This is a genomic window from Faecalicatena contorta, assembly GCF_003149105.1.
Taxonomy (GTDB): Bacteria; Bacillota; Clostridia; order Lachnospirales; family Lachnospiraceae; genus Muricomes; species Muricomes contortus_C.
On record NZ_QGDS01000014.1, the window covers coordinates 18,640 to 43,126 of the forward strand.

Consider the following 24,487-nt stretch of genomic DNA (forward strand, 5'->3'; position numbering starts at 1 on the left):
TCCTAAAAGCCATGTTTTGCAAGAAAACCGACTGTAATATTATTGTTTTGTGATTCTTTTCCCATCAGGCGTTCCACATATTTGCCAATGCAGTCATTTTCCAAATTGACCGAATCCCCAACACCGCGGCTGGACAGCGTTGTTAACGAAAGCGTGTGCGGTATGATGGAAACGCTGAAGCCGTCCTTATGCACCCTTGCTACAGTCAGACTGATTCCGTCAATGGCAATTGAGCCTTTTTCAATGATGTAGCGAAGAATCGGTAAAGGCGTTTTGATTGTATACCAAACGGCGTTATCATCTCTGCGAATGTTCGAAACCGTGCCGGTACCATCGATATGCCCGGAAACAATATGTCCGCCGAATCTGCCGTTTGCAGGCATAGCCCGTTCCAGATTAACAGGGCTTCCTATCCGCAGGTTTCCAAAAGAAGACCTGCTCAGGGTTTCATGCATCACATCGGAGGTAAAGCCCTTTGGGGAAACGGAAGTAACTGTAAGGCATACTCCGTTTACTGCTATGCTGTCGCCAAGATGGATGTCCTGCATAATCTCCGATGCCTGAACCGATAGGATGGCCGAACTTGCTCTTTTTTGAATGCCCTGTATTTTTCCCATTTCTTCTATGATTCCTGTAAACACTGAATCACCTCACTTTCTAATAAAATATCTTCACCCACCCATGTGATAACCGGCTTGCCTAGCAGAAAAGCCTCCTCCAGGTCATCAACACCTATCCCCTCTACCGGAGTCTTTCCGCTGCCGCCAAACAGCTTTGGAGCGATATATGTCTGTACCTTATTTACAATGCCGCTTTGCAGGGCTGACCAATTTAATGTGCCGCCACCTTCCAGCAAAATGCTGTCAACCTGCTTTTCTCCTAATCTTTGCATCAGACTATTTAAGTCAATATGGTAATCCTTTTGGGGAAGTACCATGACCTCACAGCCTGCATCCAGATACGGCCGATGCCTATTAGTATCTGTTATGGCTGTAGCGATAAGGGTAGGAGCAGTATCCGTTGTAGTAACAATCTTTGCTTGCAGCGGCGTTCTCAAACTGGTGTCGCAGATGATGCGCAGCGGATTCCTGCTGTTCTCCAGACGGCAGGTCAGCATGGGGTCATCTGTAAGGACAGTGCCTGCGCCAACCATAATGGCGGAATAACGGTGCCGGTCCTCATGAACACGATGGCGTGCCGCCGAGCTGGTAATCCATTGAGATTCGCCGGTGCGCGTTGCGATTTTTCCGTCCATAGTCATGGCATATTTCATAACCACATAGGGTGTTCTGTTTTGAATGTAATGAAAAAAGCTTTCGTTGAGCTTGCCGCACTCATCCCCTGCAACATTCTCTATTACCTCAATGCCATGTGAACGCAAAATCCCAATGCCTTTCCCGGCAGCCAGCGGATTGGGATCAGAAGAACCTACTACTACCCGGCTGATGCCACTTTCAATAATTGCCTGGGTACAGGGAGGTGTTCTTCCGTAATGACAGCAGGGTTCCAGCGTCACATAAAGGGTTGCGCCGGCTGTCGATGTCTGGCAGTTTGCCAGTGCATCGCGTTCTGCATGGAGCTCCCCGCATTTTCTGTGGCAGCCCTGTCCAATAATCTTGCCGTCCTTCACAATCACCGCACCAACCAAGGGGTTCGGATTTACCCATCCGCAGCCCTGCCGGGCAAGCCGAATTGCATGACGCATATATTCTATTTCATCCATGTTTCACCTCCGTAGAATAAAAAATGCCTTGAACAAAATGTTCAGGGCAGAAGAGTGAACGACGATTTTACCGTACACAAACCAGAAGCTATCCCGGAAAAAATGCCTTGAACAATTGTGTGTTCAAGGCATTTTTATAAAGCGGGCCGCGGTTACGATGCATGGATATAAAACAAACGCTCTGAAATGGTATTTCATTTCAGAGCATAAATTTAAATATTCACACAAAACGCGAATCTTCCTTTATCTTCTACTATCAGACTATACTGTCGGCTTCGGAATCTAACCGAATCAACCTTGCGGTTCGTGGGCTGTACCACCGGTCGGGAATTTCACCCTGCCCCGAAGATCTTATTCAATTGCTAATACTATACTACGGATTATGAAACCTGTCAATAAAACAGTTTATGCTATGATATAATAGTTTATCAGAAAACACATTGTAAAACAGCAGAAAATATCATGCGGCCCCTTCCTTGTTTCGGTAAGATAATGAAAAAGAACATTAGGAGGAATCAATGCTATGCTAAAAATACAAACCTATACCGCAGAGCTTGCCGGAACAAGCTATGAAATCGGATATCAGTTTGGAAAATTAACCGCTGCAATGCCACAGAAGCAAGCAGCACATACTGCCGGAATGGAGGGCTTTGGTCTAAAGCAGGTTGAGGAAGCAGTGAAACTTTTTGACCGCTGGTGCCCCGGTCTCACAGAAGAACTTTGCGGATTTGCCGATGCGCTGAAGGTAAAACCTGAGCAGATATTTTTTTACGGAATGACCTATCTGCTTCCCCGGTGCAGTCATATCGCCCTGCTGCCAAGCTGCACAGCCGAGGGGAAGCCCCTGCTCGCCCGCAGCTACGAGTTCAGTCACGAAGCAGAGGACTTCTGTCTCATAAAGACCAGTGTGACAGGAAAATACTCACATATGGGTACCAGTGTACTCCACTTTGGACGGGATGATGGCTTTAATGAGCACGGCCTCGCCGTCACGATGAGTTCCTGTGGTTTTCCGGTAGGGGCACTTCCCTATATGCGGGCGCCTAAGTTGAAAGGTCTGCAATTCTGGGCAGTTACCCGCGCCCTGCTGGAAAATTGCAAGGACGTAACTGAAGCACTCAAATATCTGGAAGGGATGCCCATCGCCTACAACCTCAATATGCTTCTGCTGGATAAGGCAGGCAACGCTGCACTGGTAGAAACGATGGATGGCTACAGTGCTGTCAAGCAGATCAACCCAGATTCCCTGGAACAGATGCTGTATGCCACGAACCATGCGCTTTTTCCCCAGCTTCAGCCGATGGAGCCACAGGTGATGGCACATTCCGTAAGACGGTATGAATATATCGAAAAACAGATTGCACATCGAAGCGTGGTAACACAGGCACAGCTCAAGGAAATGCTATTGGCTAAATATCCTGATGGCTTGTGCTGTCATTACTTCGAGGAGTATTTCGGAACCACCAAGAGTATGGTGATTTCCCCATCAGATGGTATTATTGATCTTTGCTGGGGTGGACGTTCCGAAAACGGCTGGTATACCTATGATATTACCAAACCATTGGGAAATAGCATGCAAGCTGTACAGATTAATTTGGCGAAAGCGGCACCTGGCACTTATGATTGGCAGCCGCTGACTTAAAAACGGAAGGAGAATTGCTGTGAACTATAGAAAAGCATTGGAGCAGGCGGTTATATATATTGAAAACCATCTGGGAAATAGTATTAAGGTGGAGGATGTGGCAAAGGCTGCCGGATATTCTTATTATCATCTAAACCGGCAGTTCACAGCCATCCTGGGTGAGAGCATAGGCAATTACATCAAGAAGCGTCGTTTGGCTGACGCATCCAAGAAGCTTCTCTATACAGACCTTAAAATTATAGATATCGCCATCGAATATGGCTTCGATTCTCCGGAAGCTTTTAGCCGTGCGTTCAAAGCAATCTATAAAGTCAGCCCTCAGAGCTATCGTCAAAACCGCCTGGACACCTTTATTAGCAGTAAAGAGCGCCTGGATACAGGACTGCTGGATCATCTGGCCCGCAATGTGACGGTCCATCCAAGGATGGTTGAACTGCCCGAAATCAGGGTTGCGGGTCTCCGGGGGGAAACCACCTTGCGGGACAACCGTCTGCGGGAACTGTGGGATAGAGCTAATTCTCTATACAGGCAAATTCCCAACCGAATCCCAGGCGGCAGAGCCTTCGGCATCTGCGAGGCATGTGCAGAAAACACACTGTATACCATGAATGAGGATATACTCTTCACCGAGGTGGCTGGAACGGAAGTATCCTCTTTCGAAGGGCTAACCGAGCCCTTTGTGCAAAAAGTAATCCCCGGTGGACGCTATGCGGTTTTTACCCACCGGGGCACTCTGAGGATGCTGCCTCAGACTTTTGACTACATCTGGGGTACATGGTTCCTCACTACAAGAGAAGAATTAGACTGGCGGGAGGATTTCGAGCTTTACGATGAACGCTTCCTTGGATATAATCATCCTGGCTCTGAAGTGGATTTGTATATTCCGGTAAGATAGACATCAACCTGTACTTGTTTTATTGTGTATAATTGATTTTAAAAAAGTTCTTGCAATTGATTTTTAATGGCCTTATCCTTTATTTGAGGATATCCTTCATAACTTAAAGGAGGAATTATATTGCATGAATCAGGAACAAATTAAAGAGCTTGAAAATGAAATAAACAATGTATACAGCAATACTGCAGGCATAGTTGTATTAAAAGACGGTAAAACACAATATGAACATTACTTTAATGGATGCACTGCTGATAGCAGAATCCATGTTTATTCAGTATCAAAAAGTATTATTTCCATATTGATTGGGATTGCCGTAGACAAAGGATACATCAAAAGTATTAACCAGAAAGTATTGGATTTTTTCCCGGATTATACGGTTAAAAGAGGTGAGAAAATAATACAGGATGTTACAATTAAGGATTTACTGACTATGACAGCTCCGTATAAATATAAGTTTGCACCCTACACTTACATAAAGTATTTCATGAGCAGTGACTGGGTAAAATTTACGCTTGATTTATTGGGAGGTAAGAGGCACACAGGGGATTTTAGATACACTCCTCTCGTAGGGCCGGATATTTTGTCGGGCATTCTTGTAAAAGCAACTGGACAATCTGTATTTGATTTCGCATCAGAAAATTTATTTTCGCCGTTGGGCATTACTGTAGAAGGTAATGTGGCCCTTCATAGTGCAAAAGAACAAAATACATTTAATAAATCTAAAAGTATTAGTGGCTGGGTTGCTGACTCAGCCGGAATAAACGCAGGGGGATGGGACCTTACTCTCTCTCCTGCAGATATGGCAAAGATAGGTCAGTTATACTTGAATGGCGGAATGTGGAATGATAAACAAATTGTATCGGCCGGATGGATAAACGAAAGCACAAAGGAACATAGCCGGTGGGAAAAACTCAATCTTCCATATGGATACCTCTGGTGGGTTATTGATGATAAAGAACGTGCCTGTGCAGCTATGGGAGATGGGGGAAATGTGATTTATTTCAATATGGAGAAAAGAATGGTGGTTTCTATTGCGTCTCTTTTTGTACGAAATGCAAAAGATAGAATAGAGCTTATTAAAAAACACATTGAACCAATATTTGAAAATTACGTATAATAAAGTCCAATTTATCGGAGAGATTATGAGCACACCATACGTGCATATCTTATTAGCATGGTTCTCCTTTCCGAAAACAAAAACGTATCTCACTGAAGAGATACGTTTTTTGCTTTATTTTTGATACTGCTCTCCCCACTCACACATAGCCTCCATAATCGGATATAACGAACGTCCTTTTTCTGAAAGACTATACTCTACCTTTGGGGGAATTTGAGGATACTCTGTTCGGATGATTAAGCCATCCTCTTCCATCTCCTTGAGTTGCGTGCTCAGTGTTCGAGGTGTAATTGTTCCAATCAAACGTTGTAACTCATTGTATCGCACTGCTTCATATTCTACAAGCCAGTATAGAATTACTAATCTCCATTTTCCGCCAATCATAGTGAGCGTATATCCAAACGGTGTATCTGTCAGCAGTCTGATTTTCCCTTCATATTCTTTCATACTCATTTAGTAATATCCTCCAAGATAGTATATGCTAAAAAAGACAGTACTTGTTTCTGATAATATGTTCATTGTACAATGAACATATTATCAAGTAAAGGAGAATTTCTATGTCAAATACATTACGTTTGATCATGCCCCAATGGCAGGGTGGAAATAATCCGCTTTACAGCTTTGGCGCTAAACTGCTTGCGTGGCTTGCCCCTGAAGCCGGTGATACGCCGCAGGTAGAAGTCCCTGTAGTGCCATATGACAGCTCAGAGCTTCCTACAGAAAATGGCGTATTTGCCCAAACAATTCTATTACAGCAGCAGCGTTCGGCCCGAAATATTATAGAAGCCTATCAGCCGGAACGAATCATTGTGTTTGGTGGAGATTGTTTGGTTTCACAAGCACCTTTTGCCTATCTGAATGAAAAATACAACGGTAAGATGGGCGTATTATGGCTTGATGCTCACCCTGATGTTTCCACCCCGGAAATGTACATGAATGAGCACGCTATGGTTTTAGGTAACCTGTTAGGTAATGGCGATCCTGCTTTTGCAGAAGAAGTGAGAATGCCGCTTAACCCTGAACTCGTAATGTACGGTGGTTTGCGTGAGACATCACAGGCGGAAGCAGAGATAGTTAACCGATTGAGCTTAAGGAAAGCGGGACCGGAGGCATTAGCTGATGACAGCAGCCCTGTTTTAGAGTGGATTCGGGAAAAAGGTATTGAGCATCTGGCTATCCATTTTGATATGGATGTGCTTGATCCAGCGTTCTTCCGCTCTTTGCTTTTCGCCAATCCTGATGGAACCGAAATTGATTCGCCCAGTGGCAAAATGACTCTATCACAGATATCAAGACTTATTAGTGATGTTTCTAAACAAACCGATGTTGTCGGATTGTCTCTTGCCGAGTATTTACCCTGGGATGCCCTGAATCTCCATAACTTTCTTACTTCTTTGCCTATATTTATGTAAGGTGGTATTATGAGACACATTTTGGCTGTACGCTGTTGCCGTGGAAGACACCAATCCGCCTAAAGGACGGTATAAAAAACATACTGAGAAAGACTGCGCGTCACTGATGACTGCTGCTGACTTATTTTGGACCTTTGAACGAGTAAAAGAACCTCTAATCCATTGTGATTTTGGTTCTTTTATTTTTGTTTCACTTTTAAATCCTACCTGTATAATGTTTAAATTATTATGTAAGTAAGATTTCAAGTAAATCTCTTTTTCTGAAATTGACATTTACATTAGTAATATCTATGTTTCACTTATTACACCTGTAAGATTTAAGAGAATTTGAAATGGGTGCTTTGCCACAGATTTCTGAAGCTGAATTTGAAATCATGAAAATCGTATGGAAACACGCGCCGATCAGTACAAATGAAATTACTGAAAAACTGACTGCAGCAAAAACATGGAGTCCAAAAACAATGCAGACATTAATCAAACGACTGGTGACGAAAGGTGTGCTTTTTAATATGCAATATTTTTATCAGTTGTCCCCACAGGCGGGATTCCATCACTCAGTTCCTCCATAAACCTCTTCCCATTCTTCCTCTGTCAGCCTATCCACATGCCATGACTCCTCACAATTGCTTTCGGAAGGTATGATATGATTCGATACATATTGAAAATTACCATTAGCCAGTGGGCGGATAGTCACTTCATGTGCATATACTTTAGACAAATTGTAGTCTGGATATACTGCATGAACCGTAAGAGTAATCGTTCCATCTTGATTTTCCGTATAGCTTACCACTTCTGGAAATGGGTAGCTTGGTGGCTCACAATCATAAAGACCTCGTGGCCGATACTCATAACTTTGGTCTTCCTCAAAGTATTTTGTTTTTGATTGTAAGGTTTCACTGTCTATCTTGAAATGCAGCATAATAACCTTTTCAAATTCTTCTTTGGGTATATGGTAAATTGCTCCAACTCCCAAGTTATCATCCGGCATATATGGTAAGGGAACATTGTACACTTCAGAATACAGCATATCAAAAATGTCATAAAAATCCAGATTATTAAAATCTTCCTCACTCCAATTTAAGATAAACATATTATTTAATTCGTAGCAAACCGGAAGTATGTACTGCCGATTCAATTCTCTGTATTTCCCATCCAAAGGCTGCACCCTTACAGCCGTATGACCAGATGGACCATCATACCCCGGCATATGATATTTCTCAAAAAACAAGTATCCATCTTCTGAATACTCCCATGTGTACGCATCGTATTCTTCTTTTGAATTTATCTCTGGTGTTTCTTCGTTCCACGCAAGATAGCTTCTCGTTATATGCACACTGCCCTCTGATGTCTGAAAATCAAATTGAATAAAACCTCCATTTGTTACAACACAGATGAGTGTAAGTTCAGCCTCTTTCTTGTCATCCACCTCCTTAATAAAATCCATCAGTTTATTTGCATTTACCATGTCTATTTGGTTGTCTGCATCCACAACTGCATATCCAGCCGCCCCGATACATTCTACAATATTTTTTACAGTTTCCAATGTCCCAAGTGTGTCATCGCTTTTTGCCTGTTCATACATATCCTGATAACATTCCGCTATTTTCTTTGATTCTGCATAAAAGTCCTGATCTGCTTCTTGTACACTCTGCTGCCTTTCATCCGCTCTGTCCGTTTGAATGTCTGAGGAAGGATTATTACAGCTTGTACCCCCAAGCGTTACCAATATCAGCAGTATTAGCAATTTTAGCCGTTTCAAGCAAACACCTCCATTATTAATGATTAAAATAAGCCTCCAGCATACTTTTCACTTTTTTTCATCATAATCGCTTCTGCCTAACAACACTTAGAGTTGTATCAATTATCGATTTGATTCTGCCCTTTGGATTTTTCTTCATTTCTTTTATTCTTACAATCGTAGAATTTAAGATTGAATTTTTTTTGCTTTTTTGAAAATATATTTAAATTCCATACGCAAATCTTACGACCGTAATAATTGTAAGTCAAGCCAAATTTGCTGAAAACACTGGTTTCTTTTCTTTTCAAAATCCCACAAACGCCCGTATAATCAACGGTTTTGAGTCAGAAATGCCACAGTCTCCCCATATGCCTTGAGCAGTTAAAAAATGCCGCCTGAAGCTGGTGAAGGCTTGGCGGCATTATGCTTGTTAATTAATAACTCTTTGCTCCATTGCATCATTGGTTTGATGTTCTTTCTTGAGCCTTTGCTTTTCTTCATACATCATTTTATCTGCTTTTTCAATGATCTGCTCCAAATCTATATCCATACCGGCGCAGAAATAAAATAACCCGTGGCTTGCCATAATATTATAAGGAAACTCTTTTCGTATATTACTTTCATCAAACTGTCTTTTAATCTCGTTCCAGATGTTTTCTGCCTGGCAGTTGTTCTTCTTACTGAATACTATAATAAACTCATCACCGCCTACGCGGAAAAATATATCTTCCTCATCCAGTTTATTTTTAATCATGCTGCATAGGGTTCGAATATAACGGTCCCCCTCGCTGTGACCATAGGTATCATTTACAAACTTTAAATTATCAATATCCAGAAAGCAGAGCACAAATTCCAGAAATTCTTCTTTAGCTTCCTCTAACAACTCTCCCAGTTTTTTTAACCCCATTCTCCGGTTCATAATTCCGGTTAAAGAATCGATAGAAGCGTAGCGGGACAGTTCTTCCTCCGCTTTTCTAATTTCCGTTATATCCATAATACCTGTTAAAATACACTTCTCATCGTGATAATCAATTATTTCATAATTTGCAGTAACCCACTTCCGTATTCCATTAAAATCATATTCTACAATCCGGTTGAAAGTGCTGCTATGTTCCTTCAGTTCTTCCTCAAGAGCCAGTCTGCTGTCATTTTTAATATAGCCGTCGATTCCATTAAAACTATCCAGGTTCTCTGCATCGGCTCCTATCAATTTGCATGCCCTTTTATTAGCTTCAATAATCTTACCATCCTCTAATCTTGTAATAAACACAGGATAAGGATTTACATAGAAAAGTTTTTTAAAATTCTCTTCGTTTTCCATTAATTTCTTTCTATAAAAAAACTCCGTCATTCTGTGACGATAAAAGATAAATCCAAGTAAAAATGCGGCACCCGCCAGAACTGTAGAATTTACTAGTTTTGAAAGTAACAGATTCGAGTCATTGCAAAGGATACCTATACCTATAAGGAAAATTATATGGTTTACAACGAATCCAAAAAGCATAACAGATGGTTTCAGGGTGAAGGCAATTGCTGCAATTAGCGCTAGAATAATATAGGAATAAATATTACCGGTATATCTTTGACTGTTGATAGAACAAACTGCCCCAAAAAGAATGTACAAAAATACATATATCTTTGAAGTAATAGATATGATGCGGAAATTCTTGTTCTCTCCTTTGCAGATTACCCACCTGTAGAAAATTAAAAACAGAGCTGAAATGACTACACTAATTATATGCATACTAACAAGTGTTACACTAAATATGTAATCGGCACCATTCTTTATAATTGTCCAATCCATATATGCCCAAAAAATTGACAAAAAAATATTAGCCAAAGAGATCAAGCGGATTCTGCTTAGAACAAGCATATTGTTATATGTCTCAAACTCATTTTGTTCTTTGCCTGAGCGATTTATTAATAGTTTTAACCCTTGCTTCATCCATTCCATAGGTTTGTTCCTTTATTGTTAATATAACTTCTTCTCAAGATGTAATAAACAGCATTCCTAACCTACAGGAATGCTGTTAAAACAAGATATATTATAACAAATAATAAGTTGAGAAACAAGATATTTTGCTTATTAGCACATTAATACCTTTTATTTATTTCCAATATACATTAACCTTCATCTTTCTTTTTTATACCTGCTGTAATCCAATTCGGGGTGAATGCCTCTTTGGGATACTCTCCCAGCAGATCATTTGGATTTCACGAAAATAATTCTTGAAAATTAACTAAAACTTATACAAAGCCGCTCCTATTGTAATTATCACTCCAATAATACTCATGATACGATAAATCTTAACTGATTCAGGATCTTTTTCTCTTTATTCATATAAAAGAGCCCTGCAATCAGCATACCTATCCCAACAATTAGAAATAAACCGAATATTACCCATTTCTTCACTTCACTTTCCTCCATTTCAATAGTAATGATGAGTTGATAATCACTGCTACAGAACCTACATTATGTACGAGAGCACCCACTACCGGGGTTAACACTCCAGTAATTGCTAATGCAATTGCAGCAAAATTAAGTATCATGGATGCAGCAAGATTAACATTGATAGTTCGCATAACCTTTTGTGAAAGCAGCAGTAAATGCGGAATTTCCTTAATATCATCACCTACAAGTGCAATATCTGCCGCTTCAATTGCAATATCACTTCCCACACCGCCCATCGCCAGACCCACTTGAGCCGCTTTCAATGCCGGTGCATCATTTATACCATCTCCTACCATGCATATCAACTCGCCTGCTTTTTGATACTCCTTTATGGCCGCCAACTTATCTTCCGGCAGACAATTCGCCCTCACGTCGGCTATTCCCGCAATTTCAGCCATATGAACCGCTGCCTGCTGTGCATCACCGGTAAGCAAAACTGTACGGATTCCTGTTGCCTCAATTTCTTTTATTGTTTGCGCCGCGTCAGGTCTTAATGTATCCGAAAGCGCAATATAGCCGATTACCTGATCTCTATCCGTTATATAGATAACCGTGCATCCCTCCCCTTTTGCTGAATCCACATTTTGCATAAGCTGTCCGGATAAACTTAAATGATTTTCCTTAACAAGTGCTTCATTTCCTGCAAAAATAAGATTTCCATACACCTGCGCCGTTACTCCCCGGCCGGGTAATAATTTAAACTCCTCCGGTTCATTAGGAGCTTTTCCAACCTTTTTTCTATAGTAAGCTACAATTGCTTTTCCAAGGGGATGCTCCGAGTGAAGCTCGGCTACAGCACTAATTTCAAGCAGTTTTTCTCTATTCATATCGGGTATACAACTTTCTATTTTCACCACAGATGGCTTGCCAAAAGTAAGTGTACCTGTTTTGTCAAATGCTATACGCCTTACTTTTGATAAACGTTCTAATGCATCACCACGGCTGACGAGAATACCATACTTTGTTGCATTCCCAATCCCTGCCATGATTGCAGTAGGTGTTGCTAATACCAATGCACATGGACAGAATACAACAAGAATGGTTACTGAACGGATGACTTCTCCTGTAACAAACCATGTAACGCAGGCAGCAACGAGTGCAATCACTACAATCCAGGTCGCCCACCGGTCTGTTATACTCACTATTTTTGCCTTTCCGGCATCCGCTGATTCCACAAGGCGAATCATTCTCTGTAATGAGCTATCTTCACCAACTTTTTGTGCGGTCATGTCAAAAGTTCCAAATTGGTTCACCGTCCCACTTTGTACTTCATCATCTTCATTTTTATCAACCGGAAGCGATTCCCCCGTCATAACTGACTGGTCAACAGAAGTCTGCCCTTTTATAATTAATCCGTCGACTGCAATAGTCTCTCCGGCCAGCACCCGGAGAACATCTCCTATCTTCACCTGTTCTGCTGGTATTACTCTTTCCTCTCCATCTGATACTACCCTTGCTGTAGCAGGCGTAAGATGCACCAGTTTTTCAATTCCAGCACGCGCTTTGGCAACTGTTCTTTCTTCCAAAAATGCTCCAATCGCCATAATAAAAGCGACTTCGCCCGCTGCAAAAGTTTCACCAATAATGACCGAAGCAATTAAGGCTATGGATACTAATACATCCGCCTTTATGTCAAATTCTGTAATAAGCCCTACAATTGCACCTTTTACAATTGGAATTCCGCAAAGCAAAATAGCAACCCATGCTATATCAATCGGAAGTTTCCCAATATTGAAAAAGCTAAATATTAATGATATTACTGAAAGTATAAGAAACAGAATTGTTCGCTTCTCATCATCTTTTAAAAATTCTATCACCTTCCCACTCCTTTCATACCCATAGGGGTATATGTATTTACCACAAGAGTATACCCCTATGGGTATACTCTTGTCAATAAAAAAAGCAACTATTTTCAGTTGCTTTCCATACATATATAATTAGGACATCCGTGAGAAATGCTCAACAGCTTTTGCGAATTCCGCGATTGTTTTGTCGGCATCACCATGTTCTATGCCCTCTCTGACACAATGATTGAGATGTCCCTCTAAAATTACCTGACCTGCTTTATGAAGCGCACCTTTTGCAGCATTAATTTGGATCAGAACATCTTCACAGGGAACATCTTCATCTATCATTTTGTCAATTGCTCTAAGCTGTCCCATAATTTTATTTAACCTTCTATGAAGGTTATCAGTATCCATACACTGACGCACGATGTATCCTCCTTCCATATACCTGCCGGGGTATGCTCAAAGAATACCATGATTATTCCATACCGTCAATATCTTCAAAGGGGAGAGGCTGTCTGCACTTTTTAATTATTGGGATTCTAGTCCTTTTTCCTTCCCGCCCTTTTGCCCCAGCTCTGCAGCTCAATAATATTTCCCTCTATATCTGCCGCATAAACAAAAGTCGCTTTCCTTCCATCCTCATACTCAGCATGTACCAACTCACCTACTTTTGTACCGCCCTTTTCCATAATCTGCCGAAGGGTTTCCACCACATCATCCACCTCAAAAGCAAGATGAGCAAAACCATATGCGTTAATCGGATGAATATGATTTCCCTCCATTTGGTCATAAGAAAATATCTCAATTGTTGGGTAATCTTCCTCATATCCGGGTAAAGCTAAATGTTCTCCTGTAATATGCGCATTTGTTATCCCAGTCATTTGGTCCAACCATGCTCCCCTCAAATCACGCTTTTCTCCAATGCTCTCACAACCAAATACATCTTTGTAAAATTCAATCAGCTTTTCAGAATTTTTAGCAATAATATTTGTATGTACGTAACGAATCATAGTAATCCCTTCCTTCCCCCAACACTGTCATAATAAGAAAATATTTTCATAAAATCCCTGCATCCATTATTACTTGGCTCTTCTGGTCAGCAACACTACTATTTTGACATAACTCAGTGCTGCAATTCTGATGACCAAATAGCTCTGCTGATTATAACATGACAACTCTCATTTTTCGATGTCTAATTCGGTAAAAATAAAAACTGCCTCTTACGGGTCATAAGCAATACTCCATTATTCACTTTCAGTATCAGGGCGATAATCAATTCTTCGTATCCGGAATCAGTCAATTTCTTTGTTCCTATCAGTTATATTGCAAAGCGTGTAGAGGGTCTATGAGAGGATACCAATAGTATACGTGCTGTATATACTATATTGTGAGAAAACTGGTTTTTTTAGAAGGAATAAAAAATCATGAAAAAAATGAAGATATATCACAACAAAGTTGTCATAATGGACCCAACTGTATTTTTTGCGTGTGCAATCCATGTTGTTGTCATTCAAAACCTTTATGTCCTACTGGACCGCCAGGTCCAACCGGCCCAAAGGGACCTACAATAATAGTAAAACAAAACACCTACAAAAATGCGGTCTGCTTAAACCGCGTCGGAATGAGTGTTGACGTTTTGTTGTGGGCCTGTTCGCGTATATTTCTTTAACAGAGCTTGCACCTTATCAAAGGTTGCCCAGTCAATGATTGGCTCATGGGTATTCAGAGCAATATACCATTCATCTTCCGGCACTCTTTCCTGCACATGGACTTTATAGCTCTTTTTGCACCATCGGCCCTGTACCATATCCCCGCAATACATACGGTTATTTAGGATATTGGTAACAGATATTGCTGTCCATAATGGTGTTTTAGCAGGGTCAAGACTTGGATATGCAAATTTTAGCTTTTGTACTTCTCGCTTATAATGGGCAGTGTCCATAAAGAAGCAACTACCAAATATAAAAATAGCGTGATAGACAGCCAACAGACAATGTATAGTCCTAAGAAATAGAGGAAAATCGGACACCGGAATGATTGAATCGGAGGGCAAACATTATACCAAAAAGAGAACGAAATTTGCGGCTTCATATCATGGTAACACATGAAGAATCAGCCGTCATACGAGAGCGCATGGCAAAAGTGAAAAGTCAAAATCAGAGTGCTTTTATTCGCAAGTTGGCCCGAAGTCAAATAAGGAATGAGCGACAACGAAATGATGCAACATTCGCCGGGTTTGGGGAGGCTCCCCAACAAGCAATTTTTAGAGTTTTCCTTTAAGGGAAAATTCTAAAAATGTGCAAGTGTGCACACACTTGCCCTGCTTGCCGTTTAGCGGTAAGCCTAATATCTCATTATTTTGCGTTTTGTGGCAAACTCGACCTTGTCAATAAATATAAATTTCTATTGACTTACTAAAGGGCGATATGTTATGCTAAATCAAAAATGAACAGGTGATTACTAATGCAGATTTTAAAAGAGGAAACAAAACAAGCTTTATTAAGCGCAGCACTTAATGAATTTCAAGAAAAGGGCTTTGAAAAAGCCTCTATGAGAGTAATTGCAAAATCTTCAGGAATGACTATTGGAAATATATACAATTATTACCCTAATAAACAAGCGCTATTTGAAGCGGTTGTATCGAATGCTTATCAAGAGTATAAAAAAAATATAGATGATATTAAAGAAAAGCTTTATAAAAGGAATAAAATGGTTAATGGCATCTCCTCAACGTACTTTGACGGTGTGGAAATTACAATAGTAAATTTAATAAAAAGTTTTACGCCGGAAATGACTTTGCTTTTTATAGGTTCTAAAGGTTCTGATTATCAGTATATTAAGGAGGAACTTACAAATATATCCTATGAAGTAACGAGAAGTATATTTTCAAATTCTTTTTCAATGCCGATAATAGATAACTCATATTATGATAGGCTTGCCCATATTATTGCTGAAAACCTAATTGAAAGTATTTGTATTGTTATGAGGAACAATGCAGATAAGGAATTATTTGAAAAATTAATTGACCATATGATAATGACTTATTCAACAAGCATAAAAATTGTCATAAATAATTAAGGAGATGATTTTATTGGAAAACAAAATAACGAGAAATAAAAAGATAAAAAATATTATGATTATATTTGCAATTATATTGATTGGTATTACTTCTACTCTTTTTGTGTCAAATATATTCTTTAAAAAAAATCAAAGCTATAATTATAAAGATATAAATTCTTACAATATAGATGTCGAAAATGCCGAAATAAGTATTGTTACAGAAAAAGGAATTGAGAATAAAACTGAAATTAAAATTTATATGAGCGGAATAGGAAATTATGAAAGTATACTGGTGATAGAGAAAGATGGGATTTTAAGTATAAGCCAAAATTCCAAAGTAAATCTGATACCGAATATTGGTGGGAGCGTAAAAGTGGAACTTATCAACACATATGTTGATGAAAACCGCATTAATAACTTTACTATTCATACCAAATCTGGTGCAGTAAAAGCGCAAGGAATAAATTCTGAATTGATAGATATAGACACTCATTCAGGTAAAGTACATTTAAGCGAGATTATATCTGACAAGTTGACAGTAAAAACTCAATCAGGGGAAATTGCAGTTGACAATATATACACTCAATACTTCGAGAATACCTCACAAAGCGGAAAATGTACGGTTTCTTTCAATGAAAATATAACACAGTTAAGCGCAGTATCAAAAAGCAGTTCTGGTGATGTTTCCTATATATTTACCAATGATATTGATTTAAATCTTTCATGGAAAGCTAGAAATGTGACATCAGAGATTGAAAGTGACGAAAATTCTCTTAACAAACTGTATTTCGAATCTGAATCTGGAAATATCAAAATAATTCGTCCATAAGGCTAATTTTGTTCATGGCTGGGTAAGTATCGGTCGTTTGTTAGTAACTAAAACTAAACATAAAAACAACGCCTATGCGGAAAGGAAAAAACCGTTGCTTGGCGGGGCGTAACTATGCACTAAAAGTCGTACCACCGCTGAACAAGGATAGCGGCCTAATGTGAGCCAGCCGAAAACAGACTAAGCCCTCACTTCGGACTAACTTGGCCCGAAGTTCGTTACTGTCCCGGCTGTCGTTCTCCGCAATTCTCCATTCGATTTCAGCAGCCGAACCCTTAAAAATTGAATGGAGGAAATCATATGCCAACAATCAATTTGCGGGATTTTTACCCATGCTGCAATGAAAATATATTTGTAGAAATCACTGATGAAATGGTGGAGGCCATGAGAGCGGCATACCGGCAGCAAGAAGCATAATGGCCCGTTGGTTTGTAACACTTTCTGATTCGTCATAGGTTCGGTTATCTTCACGCGATAAGCGAATATAAATCGCTATGAGCCATACCCTGGATTTTGCCTTTGTAAGATCTGTGATATTAGTCCGGCTTTTTCGTGCCATATTACCTCTTTCCTGTCACATTATACCCTTTTAGTGTAATGCGATCAATGTTGCCGCAGCCTGTAAACTGGCTTTACAGACCGCTTTTCTTACATTTAAGGAAGTCAGTAAACACGTCTCGAAAGGCAGGAGCGTCCTCTGAGAATTCCAGTTTTACGCCTATATCACCCACCCGAAAACAGTAAGGATTTTTTACCGTCGCCAATATTCGGGCCGCTCTTTGTTCCTGCGGCACAGTGTTATCAAATGCAAAACCGCTAACGTCAACCAACTCCTCTTTGTTGGCTGTTTCAATGTTGACGCTTGCGAGGTTTGTAATTGGTATGCGTTTCTGCATCCATAATCGCCTCCCTCCTGTCATATTTATGAATTTCTTCATATCACCACTTCGAGTCAAACTGTCCCGAAGTCAATAGGGACTTGTCCAATATTGCCACTTGAAAAAGGTCATTTATGGGAAAATTCCTGAATGGTGCGGGATAATTACTCCACGCTTTTCAGAGACGCCACCATATCAATACTCTTGAACTTTCGCCCCATTACATAATTTACAAGCATGGTAAACCCAAGAATAAAGGTAAAGCCTATGACAATGCCGAATGAGGAAATCATAGGTACAATTTCCAAGTCCGGCGTTGTCGCTTGTTGCAGGATCACACGGAGCAGTAAGGTTCCAACCATATAACCAAAGGGTAATCCAAATAGCGTAATCCAGATGTTTTCACGCAAGACCAACCGTTTCATTTCCTTTTTATAAAAGCCCAATACTTTCAACGTCGCAAGTTCACGTGTTCGTTCATAGTAGTTCATACGTCCCAGCACAATCATAACGGCAAAGGCAAGCAAGCCGGAGAACACGATTAAAATGACTTGGAAGATTTGCAGCGTTTCCAAAACAATCAACATATTGTTTCGCATTTCTGCCTTCGTCTCAACCAGCGAAATCCTTGGATCGGATTTTAAACTGTCGAGATCAAGTCCCTGCCCGTCTATAAGCAGCGTCCTCACGAGAAAAGGTAAGTCTGACACCTTCTCAAAAGCGGTTTTACCCATATAGACCTCATTGCCTACAGGAAAATCCACAATACCCGCCACTTTAAAGGAGAGAACGGTTCCGTCAAGGCGTTCCGCTTTGAGCGTGTCTCCAACACCCGCAGATAGGTACTCCGCCATTCTCTGCGTAATCAGAACCCCTTTCTCCGGCAAACGAACGGTCATACCATTTATATCTTTGAAATTGAGGCTTTTTTGTTCTTCGTCCATCACTACAAGATATGGGTTTTGCATTTGGCAGTTTTCCCCGTATAGATAGATACCAAAGGCCATTGTTTCATCAATGTTTTTTGCTCCGTTTAACATACCATAGATGTCCGAAAGCTGTTCCTGTGCCAACGCGGTACGGAGTTTGATTTCCACGTTATATTGCACCGTCTCATTGAATGCTTTGCCAAGCATCCCATTGATCGAGCTCATTAACCCAAAGCCGCACAGAATCAGTGCCGTGGATCCAATTATTCCAATAAGGCCCATGAGCATCCGCGCCTTATTGCGAAACAGGTTTCGCGTGACGATTTTTCCGCTGAAACTCAGCCTGTACCAAACTGGAGCAATCCGCTCCAGCACAATACGGTGCCCTTGTACCGGGGGTTTTGGCCGCGTCAATTCCGATGGCATGGATTTGAGCGATTTGCGGCAGGAAAGCACCGTAGCACCACAGGTTACGACCGCAACGCAAAACGCCGCTAACACAAGATGGGGAGAAAACACTTTCACCCCGTTTGCTTCTATGGTGTAATAAGCAATCCCGACGTTATATAAGGATTGTGCAATCAAATACCGGGAAAGAAGCCATCCCAAAATCATGCTGGGAACGGTTATTAAAATGCCAAAAAGCGCGTACCGTCTCATGATTTCTCTTTTAGAAAAGCCCAGAGAACGTAGTGTACCCAAATGTTGGCGTTGGTTTTCCATCATACGGGAAACGGTAATCCACGTTACAAGGGCAGCTGTCAGGAAAAAGGCGATGGAAAACAATAACCCGATTTGCCTTATCCCGGTCATAGCGTCCGCAACCTTTCGGTAGCTCGTCTGGTGATGGCGGTTAAGGATATTTGAACCTGTAATTGTTTCGCGCACCGCTTTCGTTATTTCTTCCTGTGAAAGATTTGATCCCTTATCAACAGTAAGGATGATTTCATTAAAAGTAACGTCCGGTAAAGAGGGCGCGTTTGTATAGGCAAAACCGTATTTGCGGTAGTCGGGAACAGTTAGACCTTCCGGTGCATAATAAACGTATTCCACATTACGGACAATTCCTTTAATTAGCCATTGTGTTTGTCCTTCATCACCCCCTGTGGCAATCATGTCTCCAACAGACAGCCCGTGCGCTTCGGCAAAGCGGCTGTCGAGCAATAGGGCGTTTTTTTCACCCTCATCGAGCAGGCTGCCGTCAAGCAGTTCCGGCACATTGATTATCGCCGTTTCATCTACAGCGTGAATGTGCAGTACCGCATCGGATGAGCCGGACAAAGCAGCATCAACCACCTTGCGGCGCTGTGCATCTTGAATATTGTCTAAAGCCCGTATACTATTTAAGTCGGAATCGGAAAACTCCGCTTTATAAATCCAGTAGTCGGCAAGATTGGCACGCTCATAATAATTTAAGACTTCATTTTCAACGGTACTGACATATAAGTTGATTCCGCTGAACAAGGCTATTCCGAGGGAGCAGATGCATACGATGGCAAGGAAAGACCAGCGGTTCTCCCTAATATCCCGGAAAATCTTTTTTTGCAGCATAGTTACCATTTGATTCCCTCCAAATCCGCAGAATTTTCCTGTTCCATTTCCCGGATTACACTACCGTTCTTCATTTCAATCAGCCGGTCAGCAATCGGAGCCAATAAAGAATTGTGCGTGACGATAATTACCGTTTTGCCCATCTTTCGGCTGATGTCGGACAAAACCCCAAGAACGGTTTTGCCTGTTTCGGTGTCCAGCGCACCCGTTGGTTCGTCGCAGAGAAGCAAATCCGGGTTTTTACAGATCGCCCTGGCAATAGCAACGCGCTGCTGTTCACCACCTGAAAGCTGTGCAGGGAAATTATGCACCCTATCCTTTAGCCCCACAATCTGCAAGGCTTCATCCGGCTCCAGCGGCGATTTACACACCTGCTTGGCGAGCTCAACATTTTCCTTAGCGGTCAGGTTGGGGATGAGATTGTAGAATTGAAAAACAAATCCGATTTGATGGCGCCGGTAATCAGTAAGTTCCAAATCATCCATTACGGTAATATCTTTCCCACCAAAGAAGATTTTTCCTGACGTGGCGGTGTCCATGCCGCCCAGCAGGTTAAGTACGGTGGTCTTGCCCGCGCCGGAAGGCCCTAAAAGAATGCAAAACTCCCCGTTTTTAACCCGAAACGATACGTCGTCCGCAGCCCGAATGACAACCTCTCCCATTTGATACTCTTTTCTTACGTTTTCAAAGCGAATATCTGCCATATCAATACCTCTTCCAATATATGAACTATAAATACGTTTACGGTTCATATGTTATCATATTTTTTGTTGACTTGTCAAGTACCATATGATATATTATTTACGAACAAGGTTTATATAGTTCATATTTTGAGGTGATTATTTTGGACGGATTCGAGAAAAGAAGAAACGATAAAAAAAAAGCTATCATGCAGGCCGCTTTGGAGCTATTCGATCAATATGGGTTTGATAAGGTAACTGTAACGGAGATCGCGGACAAAGCGCATGTCTCCAAGGTATCCATTTACAATTTCTTTGAAAGCAAGGATAACCTGCGTCGTATCATCATCAAGGATATGCTGGATGAAAGCACGGAGAAAATCCAGGCACTGATTGAAAAGGATGGAAACTTCATTGAAAAAATTGAGGAGTATATTCAAATCCGAACTTGGTATTTCGGCAAATACAGCCTGCGGTTCTTTTTTGAAGCTGTTGAGAGCGACCCGGAACTTCGCCAATATCTTGATGATTTTAATGTTTCCAGCAAACAACTTGTGATGACGTTTATTGAAAAAGGCAAACGCTCCGGCGTTTTTTCACCGGATGCATCCAATACCGCAATCGAAATCTATATTAATATGATTCAGACCTACTTAATGCATAATAAGGAAATCCGTGATAAAATTGAACGCAATCCTGAATTGGCAAGGGAGATAAACATGCTGTTTATGGATGGTTTGATCCGAGGAACAGAATTTCCGAGAACCTAATTACTTAGTATTAAGCTGTTGCAGACTCAGTTTGCAGCAGTTTTTTTGTTCCGGCAATACCTACACAGTAAAGCCGCGTTTACACTTTGCCGCTAAACGACAAACAGGACAGCTGCAGTCACAGTTGCACATTTTCGTAATTTGCCCTGCGGTCAAATCACAGAAAAATGCTTGTTGGCGAGCTTCCCCAACCCCTGGCACCTCGATGTTGGCCCGAAGTGATTGCTGCCATACAAAAATACCACCCATAGTCTTACTTGGGGGACATACCGATATGACGCTCAAACATAGCAGCCAGCTTGCGCCTGTCCACAGCAAACTCTTTTGCTGTTTGGGAGATTGTAATATCCTCTGCGTAGTTTTGGCGAATATATTCCATGATCTGCTCCACCCAAACGTCATCATGACCAGGAACCCTTTTTTTTGCGGAATCAAAGAACTCGCCCAGAAGTCTTGTGAACAACAACTTTGTCCTGAATCGTTCGACGACACCGGGTGCAGATTGGTTCACCATAAGCTGATGAATTAAGTCCGGGATTTTAGCATTTTTTCCTGTGGAGAGTGAAAAATGTGCCTGATAAAAAGGGAACCCTCTTACTTCATTCTTAGGGATGTTGTAGTGTATAACAGCAAAGCGCCATGCGGACTGGTTTCACTGCCGGTATATTTGCTTCCGGGTGGAACGGTGGATGTATATATATCTAAAAACGAACCGTCCGCATATATTTAACATCGGGATATCCCATTGCAAGAGATGTGTTTTTGCCGTAATTTCACCAACACGCATTCCGTTTTTAAATCGGACTCCATTAAAACCAGAAGTATTATCTGACGTGTTTCATCAACGATTGCTGTTAAAATTGATTGTGCATTTTTAAAATCTTCTTGTATTATTTTTATATGTTCTTGTTTATCCATAATTAATACCTTGCCTTTCGTTCTTTAGTTCGCACCAATAAACTATTGAATGTATAATACTCTTAAAAAGAAAAAATACAACATTGAGAAAGCAAAACGAGACGAACTTTTTCCTGATTTTATTTTCATATATTTTGTTTTCTTTCAATTTTATTTCTCATTATAAATCTTGGTATAAAAAAAGACGTTCCGCTTTACGGAAACGTCTTTAATATTTGGTAAGATACTTCTACTTACCTATTCTATTCAATTTTCATTTGCTGTCTCCCAACACTTCAGGTCTATAACCTAGGTCATTAAACATTTGCATCTGTTGCAAAGGCCTCTGAACCCATTGGCGAAATTGTGACGTAAAGGCGCAAGACATCTTCGCCGACGTTTATAACCTGCAAACTTTCCTGCCCGTCAACCTGCATTAACTCGCCCACCTGCAGCAAGGTTTCATTGCCATCCGTAACAACTTTGGCATTACCCTCCATAACCTGCAGGAAAAGGGTTGATTCTAGATGTGTGTGTCCCGGTAGTATTTCCCCTTTTGCAATATTTAGAACAAAGGCAATTACATTATCGCTTTTGAAAATCATCCGCTTGGCGATTTTTCCTTGAGGCTCATGAAAATAATCATTGAAAATAAACTTGTTCATAGATAAATCCTCCTTTAATTTAATCTTAAACTTTAATATACCCCAATTGGGGCATATAATAACTAATTTCTTCTCTACAGAACATTTAAATATCTGTCTATTTGCATTATTATATCATCAATTGGAATATCCTGTCTATCCGTTATGACAACAATTCTCTCATTCTCGTTTATCTTTTTAACCGTATCCGCATTGATATGGTATAATTAATTCTGCAAATTAAAAATCCCTATGTATTTATTAGAACACGTCCCAAGAGATATCAAAGCACTTGAATAAGTGTTAATGGGCAGGGGAAAATTAAATAATTTTCCCCTGCCCATTAAGTGCAAAGTGTTATAACCGGAGAATTCTATCATTCCCGGGACTTGGAAGTCCTCTGCCGTCCAGGTTGCTGGTAGTAAGGTATATAGAACCATCTCTTGCCTGATAGGCTTCCCTTAATCGTCCGTAAAGGACCTCCAATAATTGTTCCACATTAACCACTTGTGTGCCGGATTCGTCGAAGGTGATTGCCAGGAGTACGCTCCCTCGAAGTGTTGATACAAACAACTGACCTATTCGGGGACCGGTGGTTATAAAGGCTATTCCCGCAGGAGCCCAGGTATCATTCCCGCTTTGTATGACAGGCTTAATAAAATCATATCCCTGCATTTCTTCATCACCTATAACTAAGGGCCAGCCATAGTTGCCGCCCGGTTGTATGATATTAATTTCATCATGGGCTGTTTCTCCATGGTCCGAGGCATATAACACACCGCTGTTATTCCAGGCCAAACCCTGAGGATTTCTAAGTCCCAGGGCATAAACTGGTGAACCCTGGAAGGGGTTATCAGGGGGAATACTTCCGTCTGTTCCAATACGTAAAATCTTACCTGCCAGACTATTTATATCCTGTGCAAGATCTCGTTTACCAGCATCCCCGGTAGTTATATACAGGTAACCATCAGGGCCAATTTTTATCCTTCCGCCATTATGGACCTGGCCTGCCGGGATATGGTCCAAAATAATTTCCTCCTCAGGTACTGCATTGTCCTGAATACGCATACGCACCACACGGCTGTAAAGCGCTCCGTTTTCCTCATAGGTATACATAAGATAAATATATCCGTTTGAGAGAAAATTCCTGTCTAAAGCAAGCCCCATAAGCCCGCCTTCTCCCATACTGACAAAAGGAGGGCCAAATGTATACAACGGCACCGGGTTTAATATCTCGTCTTCTATGACACGCAAGTTTCCTCTGCGCTCCGTAAAAAACAGTCTGCCGTCTTCACTAATATCTACTGCCCAAGGTACATGGAGGTTTTCTGCAATGGTCTGAACCTGAAATGAAGAATTCTGGGCTTTAAGTATACTCAACTGGTTATAATCCGCTTTGCTTAATCTGATAGAACTTCGGTTAATCATGGCTTGTTCCTTAATATGCTTTACCGGCACTGCCTGCCGTATCCTCCCTAGT

24 protein-coding genes, 2 pseudogenes and 1 riboswitch are annotated in these 24,487 nt (G+C 41.0%); of the genes and pseudogenes, 9 read left to right on the top strand and 17 right to left on the bottom strand.

What is annotated here, in order from left to right; all coding sequences use genetic code 11:
- Positions 1-2: 2 nt before the first annotated feature.
- Positions 3-641, bottom strand: a complete 639-nt coding sequence (locus A8805_RS17465; RefSeq protein ID WP_109713544.1) for a riboflavin synthase — start codon at positions 639-641, stop codon at positions 3-5.
- Positions 623-1,723 (bottom strand): bifunctional diaminohydroxyphosphoribosylaminopyrimidine deaminase/5-amino-6-(5-phosphoribosylamino)uracil reductase RibD, encoded by a 1,101-nt coding sequence (gene ribD, locus A8805_RS17470; RefSeq protein ID WP_109713546.1) that lies wholly within the window; start codon positions 1,721-1,723, stop codon positions 623-625. Before ribD ends, A8805_RS17465 begins: the two co-directional genes overlap by 19 nt.
- Before the next feature lie 241 nt (positions 1,724-1,964).
- A riboswitch (FMN riboswitch) is annotated at positions 1,965-2,077 on the bottom strand.
- A 169-nt stretch (positions 2,078-2,246) separates the two neighbouring features.
- Between ribD and A8805_RS17475 the strand changes: the two genes are divergently transcribed.
- The 3 genes from A8805_RS17475 (at position 2,247) to A8805_RS17485 (ending at position 5,377) form a co-directional block, all read left to right on the top strand.
- On the top strand, positions 2,247-3,365 hold the full coding sequence (locus tag A8805_RS17475; RefSeq protein WP_109713548.1) for a C45 family autoproteolytic acyltransferase/hydolase: 1,119 nt from the start codon (positions 2,247-2,249) through the stop codon (positions 3,363-3,365).
- A gap of 19 nt (positions 3,366-3,384) precedes the next feature.
- On the top strand, positions 3,385-4,260 hold the full coding sequence (locus tag A8805_RS17480) for an AraC family transcriptional regulator (RefSeq protein WP_109713550.1): 876 nt from the start codon (positions 3,385-3,387) through the stop codon (positions 4,258-4,260).
- A 124-nt stretch (positions 4,261-4,384) separates the two neighbouring features.
- Positions 4,385-5,377, top strand: a complete 993-nt coding sequence (locus A8805_RS17485; protein WP_109713552.1) for a serine hydrolase domain-containing protein — start codon at positions 4,385-4,387, stop codon at positions 5,375-5,377.
- Between the two features lie 114 nt (positions 5,378-5,491).
- Here the strand turns inward: A8805_RS17485 and A8805_RS17490 are convergent, their stop codons facing one another.
- Positions 5,492-5,830, bottom strand: a complete 339-nt coding sequence (locus tag A8805_RS17490) for a winged helix-turn-helix transcriptional regulator (RefSeq protein WP_109713554.1) — start codon at positions 5,828-5,830, stop codon at positions 5,492-5,494.
- Between the two features lie 104 nt (positions 5,831-5,934).
- On the opposite strand from A8805_RS17490, the gene A8805_RS17495 reads away from it, so the two are divergent.
- On the top strand, positions 5,935-6,789 hold the full coding sequence (locus tag A8805_RS17495) for an arginase family protein (protein ID WP_109713556.1): 855 nt from the start codon (positions 5,935-5,937) through the stop codon (positions 6,787-6,789).
- 332 nt (positions 6,790-7,121) lie between these two features.
- Positions 7,122-7,292, top strand: a pseudogene (locus tag A8805_RS17500) (BlaI/MecI/CopY family transcriptional regulator); the annotation flags it as partial.
- 47 nt (positions 7,293-7,339) lie between these two features.
- Here A8805_RS17500 and A8805_RS17505 read toward each other — a convergent pair.
- The 7 genes from A8805_RS17505 to A8805_RS17530 all read right to left on the bottom strand — a co-directional run bounded on the left by A8805_RS17505 (position 7,340) and on the right by A8805_RS17530 (position 14,711).
- The gene (locus A8805_RS17505; protein WP_109713560.1) at positions 7,340-8,548 is read right to left on the bottom strand and encodes a DUF6070 family protein; all 1,209 of its coding nucleotides are present in this window, start codon (positions 8,546-8,548) and stop codon (positions 7,340-7,342) included.
- A gap of 409 nt (positions 8,549-8,957) precedes the next feature.
- Positions 8,958-10,331, bottom strand: coding sequence for a sensor domain-containing diguanylate cyclase (locus A8805_RS22380; protein WP_207657722.1), 1,374 nt, complete (start codon positions 10,329-10,331; stop codon positions 8,958-8,960).
- Between the two features lie 486 nt (positions 10,332-10,817).
- Entirely contained in the window at positions 10,818-10,940 is a 123-nt protein-coding gene (locus A8805_RS22790; RefSeq protein ID WP_278321256.1) for a hypothetical protein, read from the bottom strand.
- The gene (locus tag A8805_RS17515; RefSeq protein WP_181392893.1) at positions 10,937-12,796 is read right to left on the bottom strand and encodes a heavy metal translocating P-type ATPase; all 1,860 of its coding nucleotides are present in this window, start codon (positions 12,794-12,796) and stop codon (positions 10,937-10,939) included. The genes A8805_RS22790 and A8805_RS17515 overlap by 4 nt, the downstream gene beginning before the upstream one ends.
- A 120-nt stretch (positions 12,797-12,916) precedes the next feature.
- Positions 12,917-13,192: a metal-sensing transcriptional repressor gene (locus A8805_RS17520; RefSeq protein WP_109713567.1), complete on the bottom strand. Its 276-nt coding sequence runs from the start codon at positions 13,190-13,192 to the stop codon at positions 12,917-12,919.
- 116 nt (positions 13,193-13,308) lie between these two features.
- Complete coding sequence (locus A8805_RS17525; RefSeq protein ID WP_109713569.1) at positions 13,309-13,779, bottom strand: VOC family protein; 471 nt, start codon at positions 13,777-13,779, stop codon at positions 13,309-13,311.
- 596 nt (positions 13,780-14,375) lie between these two features.
- Positions 14,376-14,711, bottom strand: coding sequence for a recombinase family protein (locus A8805_RS17530; RefSeq protein WP_109713571.1), 336 nt, complete (start codon positions 14,709-14,711; stop codon positions 14,376-14,378).
- Positions 14,712-15,232: 521 nt separating this feature from the next.
- Here A8805_RS17530 and A8805_RS17540 point away from each other — a divergent pair.
- Together A8805_RS17540 and A8805_RS17545 are read left to right on the top strand one after the other, a co-directional pair.
- Positions 15,233-15,847, top strand: coding sequence for a TetR/AcrR family transcriptional regulator (locus A8805_RS17540; protein ID WP_109713575.1), 615 nt, complete (start codon positions 15,233-15,235; stop codon positions 15,845-15,847).
- Between the two features lie 13 nt (positions 15,848-15,860).
- Positions 15,861-16,658: a DUF4097 family beta strand repeat-containing protein gene (locus tag A8805_RS17545; protein ID WP_181392894.1), complete on the top strand. Its 798-nt coding sequence runs from the start codon at positions 15,861-15,863 to the stop codon at positions 16,656-16,658.
- A gap of 632 nt (positions 16,659-17,290) precedes the next feature.
- Here A8805_RS17545 and A8805_RS17550 read toward each other — a convergent pair.
- From A8805_RS17550 to A8805_RS17560, 3 genes are all read right to left on the bottom strand, one after another.
- The gene (locus A8805_RS17550) at positions 17,291-17,554 is read right to left on the bottom strand and encodes a DUF6870 family protein (RefSeq protein WP_109713579.1); all 264 of its coding nucleotides are present in this window, start codon (positions 17,552-17,554) and stop codon (positions 17,291-17,293) included.
- Between the two features lie 146 nt (positions 17,555-17,700).
- Positions 17,701-20,025 carry an ABC transporter permease gene (locus A8805_RS17555; protein ID WP_109713581.1) on the bottom strand — a complete coding sequence of 775 codons (2,325 nt, stop codon included), beginning with the start codon at positions 20,023-20,025 and terminating at the stop codon, positions 17,701-17,703.
- Complete coding sequence (locus A8805_RS17560; protein WP_330405995.1) at positions 20,019-20,768, bottom strand: ABC transporter ATP-binding protein; 750 nt, start codon at positions 20,766-20,768, stop codon at positions 20,019-20,021. Before A8805_RS17560 ends, A8805_RS17555 begins: the two co-directional genes overlap by 7 nt.
- A gap of 92 nt (positions 20,769-20,860) precedes the next feature.
- Here A8805_RS17560 and A8805_RS17565 point away from each other — a divergent pair, with 92 nt between their 5' ends.
- Complete coding sequence (locus tag A8805_RS17565; RefSeq protein WP_109713585.1) at positions 20,861-21,466, top strand: TetR/AcrR family transcriptional regulator; 606 nt, start codon at positions 20,861-20,863, stop codon at positions 21,464-21,466.
- 253 nt (positions 21,467-21,719) lie between these two features.
- Here A8805_RS17565 and A8805_RS22385 read toward each other — a convergent pair whose 3' ends face one another.
- Positions 21,720-21,980, bottom strand: a complete 261-nt coding sequence (locus A8805_RS22385) for an AraC family transcriptional regulator (RefSeq protein ID WP_109713587.1) — start codon at positions 21,978-21,980, stop codon at positions 21,720-21,722.
- 54 nt (positions 21,981-22,034) lie between these two features.
- On the opposite strand from A8805_RS22385, the gene A8805_RS22200 reads away from it, so the two are divergent.
- The gene (locus A8805_RS22200) at positions 22,035-22,196 is read left to right on the top strand and encodes a hypothetical protein (protein ID WP_181392895.1); all 162 of its coding nucleotides are present in this window, start codon (positions 22,035-22,037) and stop codon (positions 22,194-22,196) included.
- A 21-nt stretch (positions 22,197-22,217) separates the two neighbouring features.
- On the opposite strand, the pseudogene A8805_RS22390 reads toward A8805_RS22200, so the two are convergent.
- From A8805_RS22390 to A8805_RS17585, 3 genes and pseudogenes are all read right to left on the bottom strand, one after another.
- Positions 22,218-22,384, bottom strand: a pseudogene (locus A8805_RS22390) (ArsR family transcriptional regulator); the annotation flags it as partial.
- Between the two features lie 296 nt (positions 22,385-22,680).
- A complete protein-coding gene (locus A8805_RS17580) occupies positions 22,681-23,028 on the bottom strand; it encodes a cupin domain-containing protein (protein ID WP_109713589.1) in 348 nt (115 codons plus the stop codon).
- A gap of 336 nt (positions 23,029-23,364) precedes the next feature.
- Complete coding sequence (locus A8805_RS17585; protein ID WP_242992461.1) at positions 23,365-24,465, bottom strand: PQQ-dependent sugar dehydrogenase; 1,101 nt, start codon at positions 24,463-24,465, stop codon at positions 23,365-23,367.
- Positions 24,466-24,487 lie beyond the last annotated feature (22 nt).